The following is a 21810-nucleotide window of genomic DNA, read 5'->3' as shown; positions in this document are numbered from 1 at the left end:
TGCTACCCCATATAAGGGGAAAAAACACTTCTTATTTGGGCGGCATGATGTAATCATCGCTTAAATCCCTTAAAATATAGGGGTTTAACGAGAGATTCAGTCATGAATGCTCATCAAACATGTGAATATCTTTAAGGTTGAAGGCCTCCTGCAGTTTACTGTGGGAGGCATTTTATTAGATATTTGTATTTTGAATGTCCTAATCGTTGTTGGATTTCTTTTATCCACTCCTGCTTCGCTCAGTAACAAAGTGTGCGTACTTTTATATCACAATGGGGAATTGTATTTAACCCCTGCTTACATTAAAGAGAGTTTAAGGGTAAATACAAAACAAATTCAATCTGCCTTGTATTCGGCTACAAGGATAAGAAGAGGTGAAGAACCATCTTTTCTTTTTATGTAAAGAAAAATTTAGTATAAAAAATTCTGAAAATTTTAAGTTGTTTAACATATATCCGGATGATATACTAATTTTACAAATATAATCATGATTATAAAATTACTTTGATTGTTTTGTAATTACGATTAAAAATTTATAGAAAGCGCTAATAGTGAGTTAAAAATAATGATAATGACTACTTTACGGCGGATGAAAAATGACTAAGAGGAGGATGAAAAGTGTCAACAGAATATAAAGAAAAAGAAATTATCACTAATTTTCCTTATGCGTTTCAAACCATTGAAAACACTTGGATTGTTTTAAAAGATGGAACTAGACTTTCGAGTCGTATCTGGTTGCCTGAGGTTAGGGAAGGTCAAAAAGCACCTGCCATTTTAGAGTATATTCCTTACAGAAAAACAGACGGTACAAGGGCAAGAGATGAACCGATGCATGGTTATTTCGCTGGGCACGGTTATGCAGTTGTCAGAGTGGATATGAGAGGTTCGGGAGAATCAGATGGTCTGCTAAGGGATGAATACTTACAGCAAGAACAAGATGATGCTCTTGAAGTTATTGATTGGATCTCAAAGCAAATTTGGTGTGATGGAAATATCGGTATGATGGGTAAATCATGGGGGGGCTTTAATTCCCTTCAAGTTGCAGCCAGAAAACCCAAAAATTTAAAAGCAATTATTACACTCGGGTTTACCGATGACCGGTATAACAATGATATCCACTATAAAGGCGGCTGCCTCTTAAATGATAATTTCTGGTGGGGGGCCATTATGCTAGCCTATCAGGTGCGTCCGCTTGACCCTCATATTGTTGGGGATAGCTGGCGTGAAAAATGGCTGGAAAGATTAGAGGAAATGCCTTTATGGATGGCGCAATGGATGGAGCACCAAACGAGAGATGCTTATTGGAAGCATGGTTCTGTTTGTGAAAATTACGATGACATTGAAGTGCCGGTTCTAGCCATCGATGGTTGGGAAGATTCTTATACGAATACCGTATTAAGTTTAATGAAAGGGCTTTCAGTTCCCGGAAAGGGGATTATTGGTCCTTGGGCACACGTATACCCTCATGATGGAGTTCCAGGACCAGCAATGGGCTTTTTGCAAGAAGCTGTTAAATGGTGGGACCATTGGCTAAAAGGAAAAGAGAACGATGCGATGGATGGACCAATGGTGAATGTATGGCTTGAGGAAAGTATGCCTCCTTCTTCCATTAAACCAGTAAGTAAAGGAGAGTGGGTTGGACTCGATTCCTGGCCATCAAATGAAGTTCTAACGCAAACTTATCAATTGACTCATGGTAAATTGCTAGAAGAAAGAGATGAAACAGAAGAGCGAGTGTTATTAAAAACACCTTTAAATCACGGCCTTTTATCAGGTGAATGGATGGGTGCTGGAGTACCGGGGGAAAGTCCGTCAGACCAACGATTGGATGATGGTATGGCGATGGTATTTGAAGGGGATGTCTTAGAAAGCCCATTAGAAATAGTTGGTTATCCAAGATTTGAAGTACAAATGACAAGTGACAAACCAAAGGCAATGCTCTTCGCACAACTATCAGATGTGGCACCAGATGGAGCCGTTACCCGTGTTTCTTATGGAGTAATGAATTTAACCCATTTAAATGGACATGATCAAGTAGACTTGTTAACCCCTGGTGAAAAGGTAAATGCATTTGTTAATTTAGACTGTTGCGGGCATAAATTTAAAGCCGGGCACCGGATACGTTTGTCAATAGCAACAACTTTTTGGCCAATGTTTTGGACAATGCCTGAGGATGCAACACTTACTCTGAATCTTGAAACCGCAAAGTTTTCATTACCAATCTTTAAAGGAAGCCGGGTATCTGGACCGAATATGAGTCCTCAAAGCGCGCCATTAACTCCGACAACTATACTTTCAGAGGGAAGAGTCGATCGTTCCATTTCATACGATATTTTAACGGATACATGGACTTGCATAACCGATGGTGTTGGAGGGGTATTTGGTGAAGGGGTCTATCGCTTTGATGACATCGATGTTACCGTTGAACACAATTTGAGACGAGAGTTGACATTAAGTAATGCTAATCCTCTTTCCGCGAAATATACAATTTATCAAAAAATGAGGATTGGCCGTGAGGGTTGGTGGATTGACGCTGACATTACCGTTACCCAAACTTCTGATGCAGAAAGCTTTATGATTGTTGGGGAAATGGATGTTAAAGAAAACGGCCTACCGGCATTTCATAAGAATTGGGATCAAAAGATTGAGCGTTCAGGACTTTAAAAAGCCAGCGATTGGAGAGAAAAGAGATGAAAGGTAAACTAAGGAAAAATATACCTACTCTAGTCATATTAATCATTGCAGGTGAAATGATTTATACATTGCCTTATTTTCGAAACTATTATTATGATGTATTCTTAAATGCCTTTCACTTAACTAATACACAAATGGGTACGCTTGGCAGTGCATATGGAGTTTGCTGTTTGATTTCCTATATCTTTGGAGGGTATGTGGCAGATCGATGGAGAACGAAGCACTTGTTGTCCATATCCTTATTAGCGACAGGGATTCTAGGCTTTGCTTTACTATTGTATCCCCCTTACCCTGTGTTGCTGCTAATCTATGCAGCTTGGGGTATAACATCCATCATGACCTTTTGGGTAGCGTTAATAAAAGCCGTCCGTTCGTTAGCATCTGAAAATGAACAAGGAAAAGCATTCGGCTTTTTTGAAGGGGGACGCGGTGCTGCCAAAGTTATCGAATCTGCTTTGGTATTAGGACTCTTCGCCTTTTTAGCAAAGCAACTGAGTGACAAGCTGGCATTGTCCTCTGTGATTATTTTCTATTCCGTGATGTGTATTCTTTTAGGGATCATGATTATGTTACTTTATAAGGAACCTGATGGTAACAACAGTAGTGATGAAATAAAAGAAAAGGCAGATAAAAAATTTGATTGGGCAATACTTTTGAGGATTCTCAAAATGCCAACAACCTGGTTGGCAGCCATTCTTATTTTAACATCTTATGCGATGATTAATAGTTTCTATTATATTACGCCTTATGCAACGGCCGCCTTTGGTGCTTCAACAATAATTGCCGCTGCTTTGGGTTACTTTTCACAATATTGTCGCCCAATCGGAAGTTTTGGCTCTGGCATTATCGGGGATCGAATTGGTATTTCGAATATGGTCATAATTGGCTATTGTGTTCTGGCAATCGGTTTAGCTGCTCTCATCGTATTACCCGGAAAGCCTTCTTTCATCTTATTACTGTTAGTTTTTATAGCGATTATTTATATATCAATGTATGCATTACAGGCAACGCACTTCGCTATTTTGGTGGAAGGAGACTATCCTGTCGAAACAACAGGAACAGTTGCCATGCCCTTGATGATTATTGGGTATAGCGGAGAAATCTTTATGCCAATTGTTGCAGGTGCTTGTTTGGACCACTGGAGTGGTACAGACGGTTATAAGGTATTATTTACGATTTTATTAGGCTTGACGATTGTTGGGTTGATTACGGCTATAATTTGGCAAAGAGTAACAAAAGAAAAACGAAAAGAGATTGCGCTTCTGAAGAGAGAAATGAAAGCAAGTTAGGAAAAACAAGAGGATTAAAAGGTTGCCAGGTGATAGAATAATGAGGTTTTCTTAAAGATCCCCAAAAATGTAAAGAGGCTGGCGATAAACGTTTTGTTTTTTGCCAGCTTTTTATTTTTATACGTTTCTATAGTGGGCTAATGTTCTTTCGGCTTCCATGCCATAGTTTGGTATAATTTATCCATCAGCACTTTATTGATTAGCACGCTCCTATAAAATAAAGATAAGAATATAGAAAGCTTTGTTATATAGGGTTCAGTGATTGAAATGGACCTATATCTTTTTAAAAATGTGAGGGGAATAGATATGAAAAAAAAAGAAATACAAATGGGCCGCATGTGGAAATACTTTGTGGACGCAACAGCTGAAATTATCGAAGAAGAAGGTTTAGAGAATGTAACAATAAGGAAAGTTGCGGATAAAGCGGGCTATAATAGTGCAACCATTTATAACTATTTTTCTGAGGTCTCCCATTTGATTTTTTTCGCTTCAATGAAATTCTTGAAATGCTACACAGATGAGGTAGCTGTTTATATTGAAAAAGGAAAAGATCCAATTGAAAAGTACTTATTAGCATGGGAATGTTTTTGTAATCACTCTTTTCAGCAACCACAAATTTTCCATGCGGTTTTTATTATGGACCTAGCTGACCAACCTGAAAAGCTGCTTGAAGAATATTATAAAATCTATCCGTCTGATTTGATTAACATTCCTGAAGAATTAAAGATTATCCTATTCGAACGTAATGTGTCAAAAAGAGGGCGATCCTTTTTAGAAATTGCACTAAGAGAGGGCTACATTAAAGAGGAAAACGTTGATGCGATTAATGAATTGACCATTTTAGTATGGCAGGGAATGTTTACAAATATTTTAAATAATCGCAAAAGCTACGATATTCAAACGGCTGCAAAAATCACCATGAACTATATAACAGAGATTGTACACAACGCAAATCTCTTTCATTTTAAAAAATGGGATCATGCCAATCAGCAGCAGCATTCTCTACCATTTGACAAATAAAATTTACTATATATTTGTTTTCCTAGCGGCATCGAAAAAGCCCTCCTCTACTGATCGAGAAGGCTTGGGATAAGGATATTTATTTTATTATTTCTTGTTTACCTTCGATAATCTTCCTTATGCAAAGGCACTGGCTCTTAGAGCGTATTTCTTGCCAAAGAAACGCGCCCTTTTCTTGAAAAACTTAGGTCGTTGAAACGGGGACATACCTATTGAATATTAGCCATCCGTGAATGAAATAAAACCTCAGTTAAAAATGACGTTAGATAACAGTTCAAGTACAGAATGCTTTGTTCAAGATTTAGAGATTACTTGCAAGATGTTCGGATTTTCGCGCCAGAACCCATTTTTTTATAATTTTCATAATTATGATGAATTGCGTATAATGAGATTATGCAAGGGTATACATAATTTTAAATAAATACGAATGAAAGAATGGTTATCATTCTATTCTATAAGCAATTAATCTATTAAAGGTGAAATGATTATGATAGCTAGTCTTATGAAGTCTTGGACAATATGGATGAAAATTGGAGTGATTTTATTCGGGGTATTCTTACTGTCGTGGTTGGGTCCTGACGAAATTGGTCTTACTGATTTGCTTATTTCATTAAGAGAAGGTGAAGAAACAGGAAATAAGCTAATGCTTGCCGTTTTTTTGTTAATTTCTTTAAATACAGTTTTAGCTTTGTTTCATTATATTGGTGCACTGCTGTTGGGAGACGAAATCGGTGCTCGTTTAAATCGTCCATGGTTAAAAATCGTCATTCCTCTTATTGTTATTCCTCTCGATTATATCGTGATAAATGCTTATTATTCTTTAACATACTCATTTAGCGCATATGCGTTGTTATTGTTGTTAGCCATCTTATTATTGCAAGCCTTTGAAAAGGATAGGCTAAAGCCGATTATTAAAACGATTATTTGTTCTCAATTAATCTTTGGGATTGAATGGCTGAATGAGATTCCTTCTTTATCTAAATATGGATTTGGCCAAGGATCGATTTCAAAGGAATTAAAAGATATAGCGGTTCAAATTGGATTTGAGCAATCTTTAACATTGTACAGTTTAACTTTGTGTTTAATTTTTGTTATTAATGCTGTTATTTTAGCTGTGTATTTTTCTTTAGCTGAACAAAAGTGGCGGATAAAGCAAGAGCTTCATTATGCGCAGTTAGAAGCAATGCAGTCAAGAACAGGACGAGAAGCACTATATCTGGTCCATGATTTAAAAACACCTCTCACAGCAATTGAGGGGCTAAATTCTTTAATTAGTTTGAAAGTGGACGATTCTAAGATTAAAGAATATTGTCAAAGGATTTCATCATCGATTCATTCCGTTAGCGACATGATTTCCGAGATTTTATATAATGATAAAAAAGATTGGTGCCGTATAAAGGATTTAGTTGAATACGTCGAAGCAAGCAGACTGAGCGGGACAAATATTAATCTGATGGTAGACTTTCAAACAAATCCTGAAATTAAAATTTTAATTAATAAAATCCGAATGACAAGGGCATTAGTGAATTTAATTGACAATGCTTACGATGCAGTGAATGGAATAGAGGATGGCAAGATTTTGCTTAAGGTAAAAACCTATGAAAATGAACTTTGGTTGGGCGTATCAGATAATGGGAAAGGGATTTCACCTAAAGAGCAGCTGAAAATATGGAAAGCTGGGTTCAGTACAAAATCGCATCCAGGGATGGGATTAGCATTCGTACGACAAGTTGCTGAAGGACATGGTGCATCTTTAGAAATTGACAGCAAGCTTGGGCACGGGACAATAATTTGGATTAAACTAGCTGAGAGGAGTGTGTCAAGGTGAACATTTTAGTCATTGATGATGATGCATCAATTCAATATATGCTAAGTGAAATTTGTGAATTTGCCGGCTGGAATGTAGATACGGCTAACAACGGAAAAGAAGGGTTGAATGTGTTTGCAGAAAAAGGAGCAGATGTTGTTTTAGTTGATTATCATATGCCGGAAATGGACGGAATAAAAACAGTGGGTGAGCTTCGTAAACTTAATGCTGATGTTCCGATTCTTGTATTAACAGTCGATGAACGACAGGAAATTGCTGATCGCTTTCTTGAAGCAGGCGCAACGGATTTTGCATTAAAGCCTGTAAAAGCGCCTGATTTGATTTCAAGAATTCAACTGCATGCTCGCCTTGCAAAATTAACTCAATCAGCTCCGCAGCAAATACCCAGTGAAGTAAAGGATGTATTTGTAACAAAGGGAATTAGTAAGAGAACACTTTGTCACGTTAGTGATTTTCTACATTCTAATCGTGAACCTTTTTCTGTTGATACAATTTCTAAAGAAGTTGGTTTGGCTTATCCGACCGTCTATCGCTATATTATGCATTTACTTGATGAAGGAAAAGTGGAGATTATTGTTAGTTATCAAAAAATAGGAAGACCGAAAAATTTATATCAATGGATTGTTGACTAAGAAACTGCCTTAATACAAGGCAGTTTTTTATTATAATGGGGGTCTCCTTTGCTGCACAGACCGCTAATGCAGCAGGACTTTTTTTCTTTTTTTTCTGTGTTTTTATATTTTCTGATAATATAAAATTATTTTACAACACTAAATATTCTTTAAGATTTAAATGCCTTCATTGAATGTCTTTATAAGTTAATGCTCATTTAGATTTTGCTATCATATTCTTTTTGCACCAGAGCGAAGATTAAAAATGTAAACGCTTACTGATGGTGAGTTGGATGGCATGCGTGGCCATCATCGTACCAATCAATTGTCTATTAAAATAAAGACGATGCAATTATTTTTTGAATGTAACGATTGGTGGTTAACCATATTGAGGAGGACTTTATTATGCAAGCACTATTAAAAGAAGATGTTCAGCAGCCAAATCAGTCCAGGAAAAAGCATCCTCCAGGACTGTATATGCTGTTCGCTACTGAGGCATGGGAGCGCTTTAGCTATTACGGAATGAGAGCAATTCTTGTTCTTTATTTAACAGCAACTGTTGTAAATGGCGGGCTTGGAGTCGACAAATCTACGGCTATGGGCATATACGGATTCTTTACTGGTGCCGTTTATATTACGCCGATGATTGGCGGATACTTGACTGACCGTTTCATAGGCAGAAGATTGGCGATCACGATTGGCGGTATTTTAATGGCGCTTGGTAACTTTTCGCTATTCTCAAGTCAGAGTTTGACAGCGCTTTACATTGGTCTTGGTTTATTGATTATCGGTAATGGTTTCTTCAAGCCAAACATCTCGACAATTGTTGGTGATCTTTATGAAGACAACGATCCGCGTCGTGATGGAGCTTTCACCATCTTCTATATGGGGATTAACGTTGGGGCTTTCTTCGCACCATTAGTAGTTGGCCTTATGAGCTATAAATATGGGTTCTTGACAGCAGCAATTGGCATGATTGTAGGGCAGTTAGTTTTCAACTTATTAGGCAATCGCTATTTAGGTGATATCGGTAAAGAACCTACTGGCAAACCGGAAGTTACAGCTGGTCAAAAATCAGCTGCACCGTTAACGAAAAGAGAACAAAAACGTACAGCGGCTATCGTTATTTTGGCAGTCTTCGTTATTGCGTTCTGGGCCGCTTTCGAGCAGGCTGGAAGTTCATTGACATTGTATGCTAATGACCAAATTGATCGGAATGTATTTGGTTTTGAGGTTCCAACTGCCTGGTTCCAATCATTGAACCCGTTATTCATCGTGATTTTAGCGCCAATTATGTCTGCTTTATGGTACAAGCTTGGCAGCTCAAAACGCGGTGACTTAAAAACTCCAACGAAGATGGCTCTTGGTTTAGTCACTGTTGGTTTAGGTTTCTTAGTACTGCTTCCTGCTGTTATGTATACAGGAAACGATACTGCGCTGAAAGTAAACATCCTGTTCATGATTGTAACGTATTTCCTTCATACATTAGCTGAATTAATGATTTCACCAGTTGGTTTATCAATGGTAAGTAAAATTGCTCCAATCAAGCTTGCCTCTCTTCTAATGGGAGTATGGCTGGCAAGTTCCGCGGTAGCTAATATGGTAGCCGGCCAATTAGCTGCATATACGCAGTCTTTAGGTTACCTGGAAATCTTCAGTGTAATTGGTTTTGTAACAATTGGTTTAGGTATTGTTTTATTGCTTCTTTCGAAGCCAGTAGCAAAGCTGATGAAATAATGAGAAAAGGAGCTGACCCAAAAGGCATATAATGTGCCATTTGGGTCGAGCTTTTTTTAGTGTAAAAAAATAATAGAATCGGTCCAAACTGGTGTAAGAGGAGTCTCCACAACGGCCCAAACCAGAAAGGAACGATTTCTCTGAAGTTTTATTTCTTTTTGCTTAATCTTATTGTGTTTCAGCATTTTCACGAGTCTTTCATCAATTTGAATGATACGGAATGCTAATATAAGTAAACAAAAAACAAATCAATGGGAAGTTCTTATAGAACAAGTTAAAGCTATATTAGATAAGAAACAATAATAAACACTTAGGTGGATTAATAGACTTAGTTTCAATAATCGGCCAGCCGCTTTTAGTAGAAAAGGACTCAGAGCTGGTTATGTAAAAGAGCCTATGAATTTAGGATGGAATTCTACTCTTTATTGAGCACTTCGAAAGAAAATATGCACAAAGTTTTTCAAGAAAGCCTGCGATGATAGAATATCATGTATCTAGTGATGGAAATCATCGAACGTTACGGGCTAAATTAGTGGCTGCAGACTATATTAGAGCTAGAGTATACACCTATAAGTTACAATCTTATCAAGAATGACAATTATAAGAGGGTTCAATCTAACTTAAGTGATTATACGAAATTTGTGCGAGTGTATAACTTGCAACAAAAAAGGGGGAATCTTGAGGATAAGGCCGGCCAGTTTTCTAAAGGCACGGGACCAAGCGCCAGGCCCAACCAGATGTAACATCCACAATGGATAAGGGTAGATAGAGGCTATGCAAGAGAAGGAAGGTAAGCGAATAGATGATCTAATCCTATATGGAAACAGAAGAAAGGAAAAGGAAATCTTATCGCTATCCCTAACGACTTCTGGATAGGCTATACTTATCTAGACAGAAAATTTAAGGTCAGGTAGACTACAGATACAACTAGTTATAGAAAAGAGGTCCGATATGCGACGTGATATACAATTGAATGAACGAGCTTTCTCTTCCAAGGAAGTGGCAGAAGAAGTGGGGATTGCAACTCCCACTGTTCGAAAGTATGGTCAAATCTTAGAGCGGAATGGATATGAGTTTTTGAAAGATGGAGATCGACGTATCTTTGTTAAATCTGACATCGGAGCGCTTATAGCGCTACGCGATACGGACAAGCCCCTAGACGATACAGCTAAAGACCTTGTATATCAACAAAAAGAAAGATTAGAAGGAACCAATGAAACACAGATAGCGATACCCGATACATATGAGAATTTACCCCACGACCCCAATCAATTAAACGAGGTCTTAATGTTTTTAGTCAATGAACTCGCAGCCACACGTGAAATGAATGTCCAACTGACAAACGATATGTCACAGCTTAAAACAAAGGTTTCCCGGCTCCAGCAAGATCATCATGTTATAAGTTCTAGTATTGGAAATTCTGCGCAAAGAACTAATTCTAAAATTGAACAATTAACTGAACAACAAAATACCCATTACGAAACATTGCTGGAACAAGAAAAACAAAAAAGTGAACTCTTACAAAAAGAAATACAAAATATGCGGGACGAACAGAAAAAAGAATGGAGTTCACAAAATGAATTTAATAAACGTTTAGAAGAGGCTATACAAAAACGTTCCGAAAAATGGCGGGGGCTATTCTCCATATTCAGAAAATAAGGTGACTGTTAAGGTTTTTTGCCTATCTGTGTATTGATTTGTGGAAGCAAATTATTGATGAAGAATCATTTGATAAATATTTTTTAAATAAATAATGATGGATAAAAGCATTGAGATGCGAATCCACAAAACTTCAAAAAATTCATAGTGCCATATATGATTCGCGTAGCTGAAAAAACAGAATTAAGAAAGAATATTTCAACTTTACAGGATTTGGCACCTGTTATGTAGGAGCTCGGCGATACCAATGTATCGGACGTTCTACCAAAGGCAAACTAAGGCTCAATTGAAATTCATTGGAGATTTGTTTAAGCGATATGCATCTAAAACAAGAGTCATCCTTACTAGAGTTGCTCCAGACAGGGGGGTATCGCTGAGCGATATAACTTGCAAATAAATTCGAACCTTTAGGTTTAATAGAAAAGCGGCGTTTAAAATGCAAACATGATATACATCCGAATGAACGAGTATTCTTTTCTAAGGAAGTGGAAGAAGAAGTGGGGATGCACACCCACTGTTCAAAAGTATGGTCAAAACTTAGAACGAAACGGATATGAGTTTTTAAGATGGTGGTTGCCTATCTTTATTCAATCTGACATCGAAGCGCACATAGCGTTACGCGATACGGACAAGTCCCTAAAGGGTACAGCTAAAGACCTTGTGTATCTACAAAAAGATAGATTAGAAGGAACCAATGAAACAGAGATAGCGATACCCGATATATATGACAACTTAACCTATAATTCCAAACAAATAAATGAGATTTTAATTGTTTTAACCAATGAACTCGCAGCTATGCTTGAAATGAACGTCCACTGACAAATGATATGTCTCAGCTTAAACCAACGGTTTCCCAGCTCCAGCAAGATCTATGTACTCAATAGTGTTCCTCAAGAAAGGGCCTTATCGGTTCTTTTTTGTGTATCGTATCGCTGGGCGATATAACATGAAAATAAATCCACAGAACCTTCATCTTTAATCGAAAGGAAGGTCCGATATGCGACAGGATATACATCCGAATGAATGAGCATCCTTTTCCAAGGAAGTGGCAAAGAAGTAGAGATGCAAAATCAATGTTCGAAAGTATGTTTAAAACTTAGAGCGAAATGGATAATTATTGTTAAAATATGTAAATGTACACACCTTCGTTCAATCCGACATCGAAACGCTTAAAGTGTTACGCGATACAGGCAGCCCCCTAAACGATAGAGCTAAAGACCCTTGTATCAAGAAAAAGAAAGATTAGAAGGCACCAATGAAACAGAGATAGCGATACCCGATACATATGAAAATTTAACCCATGTTCTCATTCAATTAAAAGAGAGCTTAATTTTTTAACCAATGAACTCACAGCTACACGTGAAATGAACATCTAATTGACAAACGATATGTCACAGCTTAAAACTGCACAACAAAAACCCCATTACGAAACATTACTTCAATAAGAAAAAGGTTTCATTACCTTTATTTTAGTCTCCTTTACGATATTCAGGTGTTAATTTCCGTTAATAACTATTTAAACCTAAGGCAATCAAATCAAAAGTAGAAATTCCTTTGTTCCAACTATTCGGAATCACTATTTTCAAATTTCAACAATTTCCCGAGAAATATCTACAAATTCTGAGTAGATATCGACAAAATTAAAAGCTTCTAAAAGATGTAGTAAAACATAAGTACAGTGAAAAAATTAAATATGACGAAATTCTTAGCCAGGCACACTCATTGGGTAAAATTGATATTATATGCAATAATTACTGCATTTAGCTTCTATATTATTTAGCCTTACCAAGAGACAGGCCTCTAGAGTATAAGAAGTTTTCTTTCCTGCTCCTTTGAATTACAAACAACAAAGCAGTGATCCCAATTTTCGGGATGCACTGCTTTGTTGTTTGTAGATATTCTACGCATTCATAATTAGCTCGATAACTTCTTACCACTCCGTAAATCAAAATCAGCAAAATCCTGAACCCTTTCGATTTTTCCAACCAAGAAAATGTAGGACAGTGCTCCTGCGAAGGTTATACAAGCAATAAGGGTAAGTGCAGGAGCAAAATCACCGCCCTTGGCCAGGAAGCCAATCGCAATCGGTATAATAATTGATGCTGTACCACCAATGAAATTGAATGTACCTCCAGCAATTCCAATCAGCCGTTTTGGGGCAAGCAATGAAACAAACACCCAGGTGATTGAAGTGAAACCGTTTCCAAAAAAAGGCGATAATGAAAGCGTATGTGTTTGAGAAGAACACACCTTTCAGGACTAAAGAAATATAAAGGGGTGAATGAGTGACAATCTACGATAGTACTGAAGGCAGCTAAATCGCCGCGAGTAGCGACCTGTGCTCGCTCGAATATCACAACAAGACCTAGAAGCAAGTCAAAGAGAACAAGGCTAAGGCCGAAGACAAAAGGAGGTCTCAAGCCCAGGGATACATGTCTCGTGGCGAAGCCAAACCCAAGCGGGTTCATCAATGATAGCTTTTTTTATAGGTGAATGAGGGCTATCTAAGTAAATTTAGGAAGGCAGCTAGATCCCCGCGAGTAGCAACCTATACTAGCCGACCAGTAACGTGCAATTTTCTAATAGGGTACTAACCTCTTCAACGGGCAAAGTCTGCCCAAAATGACGTTGGATTCATTCATAAGTTGTTCGGAGTAGCTGCTCTATCCCTTAGTTAACTGATATTACCATCCTGTGTTTCTTCTTTATTTCTGCCCCAGAACCTTCTAAACTCCCTATAAACTTTGACTATATTAGCAAGAACCCAGTGAATTCAAAAAACTTGCATTATTAATTATTTTTATTATAATACTTGTATACAAGTGTACTTGAACTCTATTAGAAGGTGAATTTATGGTTGAATCAAAGGAATTTCTTTATCCTGTAAAATGGCTTTCAAAAGCCTCAGCTGGTGATCGTGTTACATCCGAGCTTAGAATGCGTATTATTTCGGGGATGATTGAAAGCGGTACCATCCTTTCTGAAAATAAATTAGCTGCTGATTTTGGTGTTAGCCGCTCACCAGTTCGTGAAGCGTTAAAAATACTGGCATCTGAAAATATCATCCGATTAGAAAGAATGGGTGCGGTTGTCATTGGTTTAACAGAAAAAAAATATGCAGAAATTTATGATGTACGAATACTCATCGAGACGTTTGTATTTGAACGTCTAGTAAGGGTTGACACGAATGAATTAGTAAGGGAGCTTAGTAAAATATTGGAAATGATGAAAATTTCCATAAAATACCGAGATGCTGATGAGTTTTCCTATCAGGATGTCCTGTTCCACGAAACAATTATTCGGTCCATCAATCATTCCTATATCCTGATGATCTGGGATAATTTAAAACCTGTGATGGAAAGTTTGATTCTTCTATCCATGCGTTGTCGTTTTAAAGAAAAGTATGAAGACTTTACACGGATCATTAATAATCATCAACTTTATATTGATGCGATCAGAACAAAGGATCGAGACCTCATGATTAAGTCGTTACATGTAAACTTTGATGATGTTCAAGGGGAAGTTGAAGACTTATGGATGGCCCAACAGATGCTTTCAAAAGGAGTCGAACAAGAAAATGACTAGCTATATGTTAGGTGTAGACATCGGTACAACTAGTACAAAAGCTGTATTATTTACGAAAAAAGGCGATGTCATTCAGCAAGAGAATGTTGGTTATCCTCTTTACACACCGGATATGACAACAGCGGAACAAGACCCTGAGGAGATTTTCCAGGCTGTTCTGAAAGCCTTTTCAAATATAACGAAACAGCATCCAGATAAAAAGATATCATTTATTTCATTTAGCAGTGCGATGCATAGTGTTATAGCTATGGATGAAAATGACCAGCCGCTAACCCGTTGTATCACATGGGCAGATAATCGCAGTGAAGCTTGGGCCCATAAAATTAAAGATGAATTAGATGGGCATGAAGTTTACAAACGAACCGGAACACCGATACACCCGATGTCTCCATTATCCAAAATCACCTGGATTGTGAATGATCACCCAGAGATCGCAACCAATGTTAAAAAGTATATTGGGATTAAAGAATATATCTTTAAAAAGTTCTTTGATCAATATGTTGTCGATTATTCCCTTGCTTCATCCATGGGCATGTTGAATCTCAAAAACTTGGATTGGGATGAGGAAGCCCTAAGAATTGCGGGAATAACGCGTGGTCAATTATCTGAACTCGTACCAACAACAAAGATCTTTAACAACTGTGACCCGGATTTAGCCAAACAGATTGGGATTGATCCACAAACCTCTTTTGTCATTGGGGCAAGTGATGGTGTCCTTTCAAATCTAGGTGTAAACGCTATCCGGAAAGGCGAAATCGCTGTCACGATTGGGACAAGCGGTGCGATTCGGACGATTATTGATGAGCCGAAAACAGACGAAAAGGGAAGAATCTTTTGCTATGCCTTAACGGAAAAGCATTGGGTGATTGGCGGGCCGGTAAACAATGGCGGGATGGTCCTTCGCTGGATTCGCGATGAATTTGCTTCTTCCGAGGTAGAAACAGCTAAAAGGCTCGGAATCGACGCTTATGAAGTCTTAACCAAGATTGCCGAACGTGTAAGACCGGGCGCTGATGGATTGTTATTCCATCCATATCTTGCAGGTGAACGTGCACCATTATGGAATCCGGACGTACGGGGTTCATTTTTCGGATTAACACTGTCTCATAAGAAAGAACATATGATTCGAGCGGCTCTAGAGGGAGTCATTTACAATTTATATACAGTATTTTTAGCCTTAACCGAATGTATGGACGGTCCCGTGACCCGAATTCAAGCTACGGGAGGCTTCGCAAGGTCGGCTGTTTGGCGGCAAATGATGTCCGATATCTTCGAATCGGAAGTCGTGGTTCCAGAAAGCTACGAAAGTTCGTGCCTGGGTGCTTGTATATTGGGATTATATGCCACTGGGGAAATTGAGTCCTTCGAAGTAGTTTCAGAAATGATAGGCAATACCCACAAGCACACACCGATAGATGATTCTGTAAAAGAATATAGGCAACTACTGCCGATTTTCATTAACCTTTCAAGGGTATTGGAAAACGAATATACACAGATTGCGAATTATCAAAGAAACTTAATAAGCGCTACAAAATAAAGACATGGAGGAATTACAATGCCATTAGTTATTGTCGCTTTAGGAATTGTCGCTTTATTAATTTTAATAATGGGCTTAAAATTAAACACCTTTATTTCCTTGATCATTGTTTCGTTTGGAGTGGCTTTAGCACTTGGGATGCCACTTGATGGAATTGTCAAAACCATTGAGGCTGGATTAGGCGGAACACTTGGTCACTTAGCGTTAATCTTTGGACTTGGAGCGATGTTGGGTAAGTTAATCGCGGATTCAGGCGGCGCGCAGCGCATTGCCATGACCCTTGTTAAAAAATTCGGTGAAAAGAATATTCAATGGGCAGTCGTAGCAGCATCATTTATTATCGGTGTCGCATTATTTTTTGAAGTGGGATTAGTATTATTAATTCCAATCGTATTTGCCATTTCAAGAGAATTAAAAGTTTCTATATTATATCTTGGTATTCCAATGGTAGCATCATTATCCGTAACTCACGGTTTCTTACCGCCGCATCCAGGACCAACCGTTATCGCTGGTGAATATGGTGCAGACCTTGGTCAGGTTTTACTTTACGGCTTCATTATTGCGGTTCCAACAGTTATTTTAGCTGGACCAGTATTTACCAAGATAGCTAAAAGATTAGTACCTGCATCATTTACGAAAACAGGCAGCATTGCCTCTTTAGGAGAACAAAAATCATTTAAACTTGAAGATACACCTGGATTTGGAATCAGTGTATTTACCGCTTTACTTCCGGTTATATTAATGTCAATTGCTACGATTATCACTTTGATGCAAAAAACAATCGGATTTGAAGATAATGGTTTACTAGCAGCTATCCGTTTTATTGGGGAAGCCGGTACTTCCATGTTGCTTTCCTTATTATTTGCGGTCTATTCAATGGGGTTAGCAAGAAAGATTCCAATGAAGGATATTATGGAATCTTGTACATCAGCAATCTTGCATATCGGAATGATGCTCTTAATCATAGGGGGCGGCGGAGCCTTCAAGCAAGTATTGATCGACGGCGGTGTAGGTGACTATGTAGCTGAATTATTCAAAGGAACATCATTATCACCAATCTTGCTTGCCTGGATCATCGCGGCAATCCTGCGTATTTCCTTAGGATCTGCTACCGTCGCTGCCTTAACGACAGCTGGTTTAGTTATTCCGATGTTAGGTCAGACGGACGTTAACCTTGCTCTAGTTGTACTTGCTACAGGAGCGGGAAGTTTAATCGCTTCACACGTTAACGATGCTGGCTTCTGGATGTTTAAAGAGTATTTTGGTTTAAGCATGAAAGAAACATTTGCAACATGGACCTTGCTTGAGACGATTATTTCAGTAGCTGGATTAGGATTTATTCTATTACTAAGCTTATTTGTATAAGGCTTTCCCGGCAGTAAATCCCCCACTTATGAGAGGGGTTTACTGCTTATTATTCTTACATAAAAGGAGCAGAAATAAATGTTCAATACAATTGGTGTCATTGGTTTAGGGGTAATGGGCAGTAATATCGCTTTAAATATGGCTAGTAAAGGGGAACAAGTAGCTGTCTATAACTACACAAGAGATTTAACGGATCAGCTTGTTGCTAACTTGGACAGTCAGTCGCTCCATCCGTATTATGAAATCCAAGACTTTGTGCAGTCACTGGAAACTCCAAGAAAGATTTTTCTAATGGTGACGGCAGGTAAGGCGATTGACTCAGTGATCAATTCATTACTTCCTCATCTTGAATCAGGCGATATTATCATGGACGGCGGTAACTCCCATTACGAAGATACTGAACGCAGATATGATGAATTGAAATCTAAAGGAATCTGTTATTTAGGAATTGGTATCTCTGGTGGAGAAGTCGGGGCGTTAAAAGGACCTTCAATCATGCCAGGTGGAGATAAAGACGCCTATGAAAAGGTAGCTCCGATTTTGACAAAAATCGCAGCCAAAGTAAATGATGACCCTTGCTGTACCTATATCGGCCCAAAAGGAGCGGGTCATTTTGTGAAAATGGTCCATAATGGGATTGAATATGCAGATATGCAATTAATCGCCGAAGCCTATACGTTTTTAAGAGAAAAGTTGCATTTGAAAGTTAATGAAATAGCTGACATCTTTGAAACATGGAATCAAGGTGAACTGAAAAGTTATTTAATCGAAATCACAGCCGAAATTTTAAGGAAAAAAGATGAAGTAACGGGCTTACCCTTGATCGATGTGATTCTTGATAAAGCAGGACAAAAAGGCACAGGTAAATGGACCAGCATGCAAGCTATTGATAACGGAATCCCGGCATCGATTATTACAGAGTCTTTGTTTGCTCGTTACATTTCCGCTTTAAAAGATGAACGGGTCAATGCAGAAAATATTCTTACAGGCCCTGAGAACGATCAGCAAAAGTTAGATAAAAATGAGTGGATTGACTATATTAGAGAAGCATTATATATGGGAAAAGTTTGTGCGTACGCGCAAGGTTTCACTCAATATAAAATGACTTCTGAACTTTACGGCTGGAATTTGCCTTTAAAGGATATTGCGCTGATTTTCCGCGGTGGTTGCATCATTCGTGCAGAATTTTTAAACGTCATTAGCGAAGCCTATCAAGAGCAGCCGAATCTGGCCAATTTATTAATCTCACCATATTTTGCTGAAAAGGTTACAGGTTACCAGGTAGGATTGCGAAAGGTAGTCTGTGAGGGAATAAATTCTGGTATCTCGTTTCCATGTTTAGGCGCTTCACTCACTTATTACGATAGTTATCGAACAGGCATCTCAAATGCAAACCTTTTGCAAGCACAACGTGATTATTTTGGTGCACATACCTATGAACGACGTGATATAGCAGGATCCTTTCACACAAACTGGCAGTGATAGAAAGTGACAAAGTAACAGTCATTTTTCAATAACCGTTCAAGTTGAGATGAAGAAATTTGATCAGTGAAAAAGTATAATAATTTCTTAATTAATTTAAGCAGAAATATACATAGCCAATTCAATGACTTTGTATATTTCTGCTTTTCTTTACATCATAAAAACCTAATTTACTTATGATACGGTTCACCGAGCTTAATATTACACTTATCAATAAAGACAAAAATACTCCAATTAACGAAAAAGTCTATCTCCTTGCAATTCAAGGAAGTAGGCTTTTTTTTTGCACTACGTATATCAATATATTTTGGGTATCCAATAAATCGTCTTATAGGGGTACCGCCAAAAAGGTCGGCCGATTGCTTGACCATAATACAGTCCTAGTTCTAAAAAAAGAATTCATTGCGTGTTTGTACATAGGAAAACTTAATTATGTGAAAAAGATACTATTCGATATATTTCCCTGAAATACGCGGTATGGAACAATTGATGACAGAGGCTAGTTTGAAATTCATGATAGCCCTATTAGCGCAAAGAATTACATTTTTACGTTGAAATGCCGGGTCATTTGAAAAGCAAGTTAACCGAAAAACTCTCTAAAAATTAAAATGGAGAAATAGTCGGGATATATCATAATGTTTACATGTATCACATTTGATGGAGGCTAGAAGGTCAATCTGAATGTTCACTCCTTTGATCCTCCTGATGCACCATAATCATTAATAGTTAATTTCACATCATAGTTTATAGTAGTTTCACTAAATCTTTGATCCCAATCCTTTTTGACTTTCTTCCATACTTTGGGGTGCTCAATTCTCAATCGATTTCCGAAGCCAGCAACGTCCACTTGGTATTCTTTTTGCATTTTTTCTAATACATTCCCCACCAAGCGTTTCACTTCTTTTTCAGATGATTTTTCTGCTTTTTTGAGAAATTCATTTTTAAAAGAATCTCCCGAAACCACCCAAGTTTCAGACAGTCTACCCACTGATTCAATGTTTACATCAAAAGAGATGTTGTCTCCTTTAACTCGAGGTACGATACTGCTTTTCATGGACTCTATTTCATATACAATCTGCTGACCGGTTTCTTTATCTAAGCTTTTCACTACACCGCCTTTGCCCTTACCTGTTATCCATGTCACGCCCTCCAGTTCTTCCTCATTCAAAAAACCAGACATTTTGTGTGTCTTTCCATCGATCACGGCAGCTCCCGCAAATTTGACTTGCCCATCCACTGATATAACTTTTTGTATTAGAAAACTAGATCCTGATTTGATCTTGCTTTCTATTTTACTATGCGACATGGGAGGTAAAATCCTCGTTGTTCGATATGCATTTTCTACAATGCCGGCCAGACGAAACGCAGGAATTTCTCCTGCTTTCTTTGTTTCCAGTGTCTTGCTTGCTCTCCCTTTACTGATGAGCACAAGACAGCTTGGTCTAACCTCACTTTCTCGAAAGTTTTGATCAAGTAATTGTTCCAATCTATACGATCTTGCAAGATCTTCGCCGATAACAACCACTTTCATATGGTGAGCGGTCACGGGTTGTTCACTTCTCAATGATAATTCACGAACCATTTGATGGAGGGAATCTCCAGTTTCAGAAACGTTAATATAAGATTTTTGTTGTGGTCCTGATTGTTTCGTTGTTGAACTTGCTACTTGTGGAGTGATAAATTGATAGGTTGCAGTAATCAGGTCCTTTTTTGAATAACCATCCCCTTGTTCGTTTAACTTTTTCTCGATGGAGGACTGCTTGGCTTTATCGAATGCCAAACCTATACCTAGACTTTGCTCTTCAATTTCATGACTGCTCCAACATCCTGTAAGGGATAAGAACAAAAGAACGGAGAGGGAAATGAAGAGGGGGCGTATATTGTTATGTGATTGTTTCATATTTTCCTCCCTTTATTCTTGAGATGATAAGCAGGAGAAGCGGGAGTAAACCAAATAAAAACAATGCCATATGGCCGACGAAATCCCCTTGTTTAAATAGGTCATTCATATTTTTCGGAATCATGGCAATGATGTATAGAATCGGAAGCAAGCCATACATAAATGGGTGAATGCTCTTTTTCGTAAGTTGAGCAAGCCCTACAGCAGCTGCAAAGTATGAGATGGTAAATGTAGCAAATATTTGCATGATCCAAACCCCGAGCAATAAAGATTCAAACCGTTCAAAGATTAAACCGGAGATTTCAAAACTCCGTATAAGATCCAGTGTCGGCCATGTTCTCAGGACCACTCCATCAACAGATAATGCCCCGATAACCATTACGACCGTTATCACATAAAAAAACAATGGAATGGAAACTCCAACAAGCAGGGCTTTTATTGCTTTTTTTGGCTGATTCATAAACGGAACAAGCAGTAACATGATTTCAGGCCCTGAAAAAGCGAGAGCCGTTGTTTTTACTCCTTTTAGTACAGGGATGACTCCGTCTCCTAATACAGGACGCAGATTATCGATCTCAAATATTTTGAAGCTCATAAAGATAACAACCAAAAAAAGGATAACTGCCAAAGGTAATATAATCTCAAAAAGACGGGCGATGGGGTTAACTCCGCCGATGATGATATAAAGACTTACCCACATGAAAATCATGGTAATTGCCCATGTAGGCGTACCTTCAAGAAGTAAATACCTTACTACCTCAGCCATTGCTCGGAGCTGAAATCCGGAAGTCATAATAAAATAAAGTATTATAACTAAACTAAGTAAACTCCCCAACCATTTTCCTACAATTTCATTGATGTATTGATAAACGGTTTTTTCGGGAAACCGTTGGCTTAATTTGACCATGATCACCCCCGCGATTATCGCGATAATTCCGCCTAAAATAACGCTTATCCATACATCCGGTGTATGCACCTTCTCGGTAGCTGATCTGGGTAGGGTGAGTAATCCTGTGCCGAGTATAAAGTTGATGATAATGACAGCTGTTTGAGGAGTTGTAATTTGGTCTTTCGGACTGAGAATCATTCTTTAACCACCCTTT

At 38.1% G+C, this 21810-nt stretch carries 15 protein-coding genes; 12 read left to right on the top strand and 3 right to left on the bottom strand.

Annotated elements, in window-relative coordinates; all coding sequences use genetic code 11:
• Window positions 1-618: 618 nt before the first annotated feature.
• The 8 genes from QUF86_RS03845 to QUF86_RS03810 all read left to right on the top strand — a co-directional run bounded on the left by QUF86_RS03845 (window position 619) and on the right by QUF86_RS03810 (window position 11657).
• Window positions 619-2664, top strand: a complete 2046-nt coding sequence (locus QUF86_RS03845) for a CocE/NonD family hydrolase (RefSeq protein ID WP_289333667.1) — start codon at window positions 619-621, stop codon at window positions 2662-2664.
• Window positions 2665-2690: 26 nt separating this feature from the next.
• On the top strand, window positions 2691-3983 hold the full coding sequence (locus tag QUF86_RS03840; protein WP_289333666.1) for an MFS transporter: 1293 nt from the start codon (window positions 2691-2693) through the stop codon (window positions 3981-3983).
• A 306-nt stretch (window positions 3984-4289) separates the two neighbouring features.
• Entirely contained in the window at window positions 4290-5003 is a 714-nt protein-coding gene (locus QUF86_RS03835) for a TetR/AcrR family transcriptional regulator (RefSeq protein WP_289333665.1), read from the top strand.
• A 487-nt stretch (window positions 5004-5490) separates the two neighbouring features.
• A complete protein-coding gene (locus QUF86_RS03830; protein ID WP_289333664.1) occupies window positions 5491-6831 on the top strand; it encodes a sensor histidine kinase in 1341 nt (446 codons plus the stop codon).
• The gene (locus tag QUF86_RS03825; protein ID WP_289318787.1) at window positions 6828-7463 is read left to right on the top strand and encodes a response regulator; all 636 of its coding nucleotides are present in this window, start codon (window positions 6828-6830) and stop codon (window positions 7461-7463) included. Before QUF86_RS03830 ends, QUF86_RS03825 begins: the two co-directional genes overlap by 4 nt.
• A gap of 384 nt (window positions 7464-7847) precedes the next feature.
• A complete protein-coding gene (locus tag QUF86_RS03820; protein ID WP_289333663.1) occupies window positions 7848-9179 on the top strand; it encodes a peptide MFS transporter in 1332 nt (443 codons plus the stop codon).
• A 951-nt stretch (window positions 9180-10130) separates the two neighbouring features.
• On the top strand, window positions 10131-10838 hold the full coding sequence (locus QUF86_RS03815) for an SH3 domain-containing protein (RefSeq protein WP_289318789.1): 708 nt from the start codon (window positions 10131-10133) through the stop codon (window positions 10836-10838).
• A 459-nt stretch (window positions 10839-11297) separates the two neighbouring features.
• On the top strand, window positions 11298-11657 hold the full coding sequence (locus QUF86_RS03810) for a hypothetical protein (RefSeq protein ID WP_289333662.1): 360 nt from the start codon (window positions 11298-11300) through the stop codon (window positions 11655-11657).
• A 1095-nt stretch (window positions 11658-12752) separates the two neighbouring features.
• On the opposite strand, the gene QUF86_RS03805 is transcribed toward QUF86_RS03810, so the two are convergent.
• The gene (locus QUF86_RS03805) at window positions 12753-13004 is read right to left on the bottom strand and encodes a hypothetical protein (RefSeq protein ID WP_289333661.1); all 252 of its coding nucleotides are present in this window, start codon (window positions 13002-13004) and stop codon (window positions 12753-12755) included.
• Window positions 13005-13691: 687 nt separating this feature from the next.
• Here QUF86_RS03805 and QUF86_RS03800 point away from each other — a divergent pair.
• From QUF86_RS03800 to gnd, 4 genes are all read left to right on the top strand, one after another.
• Window positions 13692-14423: a GntR family transcriptional regulator gene (locus QUF86_RS03800; protein WP_289333660.1), complete on the top strand. Its 732-nt coding sequence runs from the start codon at window positions 13692-13694 to the stop codon at window positions 14421-14423.
• Entirely contained in the window at window positions 14416-15960 is a 1545-nt protein-coding gene (gene gntK / locus QUF86_RS03795; protein ID WP_289333659.1) for a gluconokinase, read from the top strand. Before QUF86_RS03800 ends, gntK begins: the two co-directional genes overlap by 8 nt.
• Before the next feature lie 18 nt (window positions 15961-15978).
• Entirely contained in the window at window positions 15979-17325 is a 1347-nt protein-coding gene (locus QUF86_RS03790; protein WP_289333658.1) for a GntP family permease, read from the top strand.
• A 78-nt stretch (window positions 17326-17403) separates the two neighbouring features.
• The gene (gene gnd / locus QUF86_RS03785) at window positions 17404-18807 is read left to right on the top strand and encodes a decarboxylating NADP(+)-dependent phosphogluconate dehydrogenase (protein ID WP_289333657.1); all 1404 of its coding nucleotides are present in this window, start codon (window positions 17404-17406) and stop codon (window positions 18805-18807) included.
• Between the two features lie 685 nt (window positions 18808-19492).
• On the opposite strand, the gene QUF86_RS03780 is transcribed toward gnd, so the two are convergent.
• Both QUF86_RS03780 and QUF86_RS03775 read right to left on the bottom strand, forming a co-directional pair.
• Window positions 19493-20707: a Ger(x)C family spore germination protein gene (locus QUF86_RS03780; RefSeq protein ID WP_289333656.1), complete on the bottom strand. Its 1215-nt coding sequence runs from the start codon at window positions 20705-20707 to the stop codon at window positions 19493-19495.
• The gene (locus QUF86_RS03775; protein WP_289333655.1) at window positions 20691-21794 is read right to left on the bottom strand and encodes a spore germination protein; all 1104 of its coding nucleotides are present in this window, start codon (window positions 21792-21794) and stop codon (window positions 20691-20693) included. Before QUF86_RS03775 ends, QUF86_RS03780 begins: the two co-directional genes overlap by 17 nt.
• Window positions 21795-21810: the final 16 nt, after the last annotated feature.

It is taken from the genome of Peribacillus sp. NJ11 (assembly GCF_030348405.1).
In the GTDB taxonomy this organism is placed as follows: Bacteria; Bacillota; Bacilli; order Bacillales; family DSM-1321; genus Peribacillus.
Note: the sequence above shows the minus strand (reverse complement) of the source record. Positions and strands in the feature narration are given on the sequence as shown.

Excerpts from the sequence above, each read along its gene's own strand:
- QUF86_RS03800 (WP_289333660.1), top strand. The coding sequence starts at position 13,692 with ATGGTTGAATCAAAGGAATTTCTTTATCCTGTAAAATGGCTTTCAAAA.
- QUF86_RS03790 (WP_289333658.1), top strand. The coding sequence starts at position 15,979 with ATGCCATTAGTTATTGTCGCTTTAGGAATTGTCGCTTTATTAATTTTA.
- QUF86_RS03840 (WP_289333666.1), top strand. The coding sequence starts at position 2,691 with ATGAAAGGTAAACTAAGGAAAAATATACCTACTCTAGTCATATTAATC.
- QUF86_RS03820 (WP_289333663.1), top strand. The coding sequence starts at position 7,848 with ATGCAAGCACTATTAAAAGAAGATGTTCAGCAGCCAAATCAGTCCAGG.
- QUF86_RS03830 (WP_289333664.1), top strand. The coding sequence starts at position 5,491 with ATGATAGCTAGTCTTATGAAGTCTTGGACAATATGGATGAAAATTGGA.
- QUF86_RS03775 (WP_289333655.1), bottom strand. The coding sequence starts at position 21,794 with ATGATTCTCAGTCCGAAAGACCAAATTACAACTCCTCAAACAGCTGTC.
- QUF86_RS03810 (WP_289333662.1), top strand. The coding sequence starts at position 11,298 with ATGAACGAGTATTCTTTTCTAAGGAAGTGGAAGAAGAAGTGGGGATGC.
- QUF86_RS03780 (WP_289333656.1), bottom strand. The coding sequence starts at position 20,707 with ATGAAACAATCACATAACAATATACGCCCCCTCTTCATTTCCCTCTCC.
- QUF86_RS03835 (WP_289333665.1), top strand. The coding sequence starts at position 4,290 with ATGAAAAAAAAAGAAATACAAATGGGCCGCATGTGGAAATACTTTGTG.
- QUF86_RS03815 (WP_289318789.1), top strand. The coding sequence starts at position 10,131 with ATGCGACGTGATATACAATTGAATGAACGAGCTTTCTCTTCCAAGGAA.
- gnd (WP_289333657.1), top strand. The coding sequence starts at position 17,404 with ATGTTCAATACAATTGGTGTCATTGGTTTAGGGGTAATGGGCAGTAAT.
- gntK (WP_289333659.1), top strand. The coding sequence starts at position 14,416 with ATGACTAGCTATATGTTAGGTGTAGACATCGGTACAACTAGTACAAAA.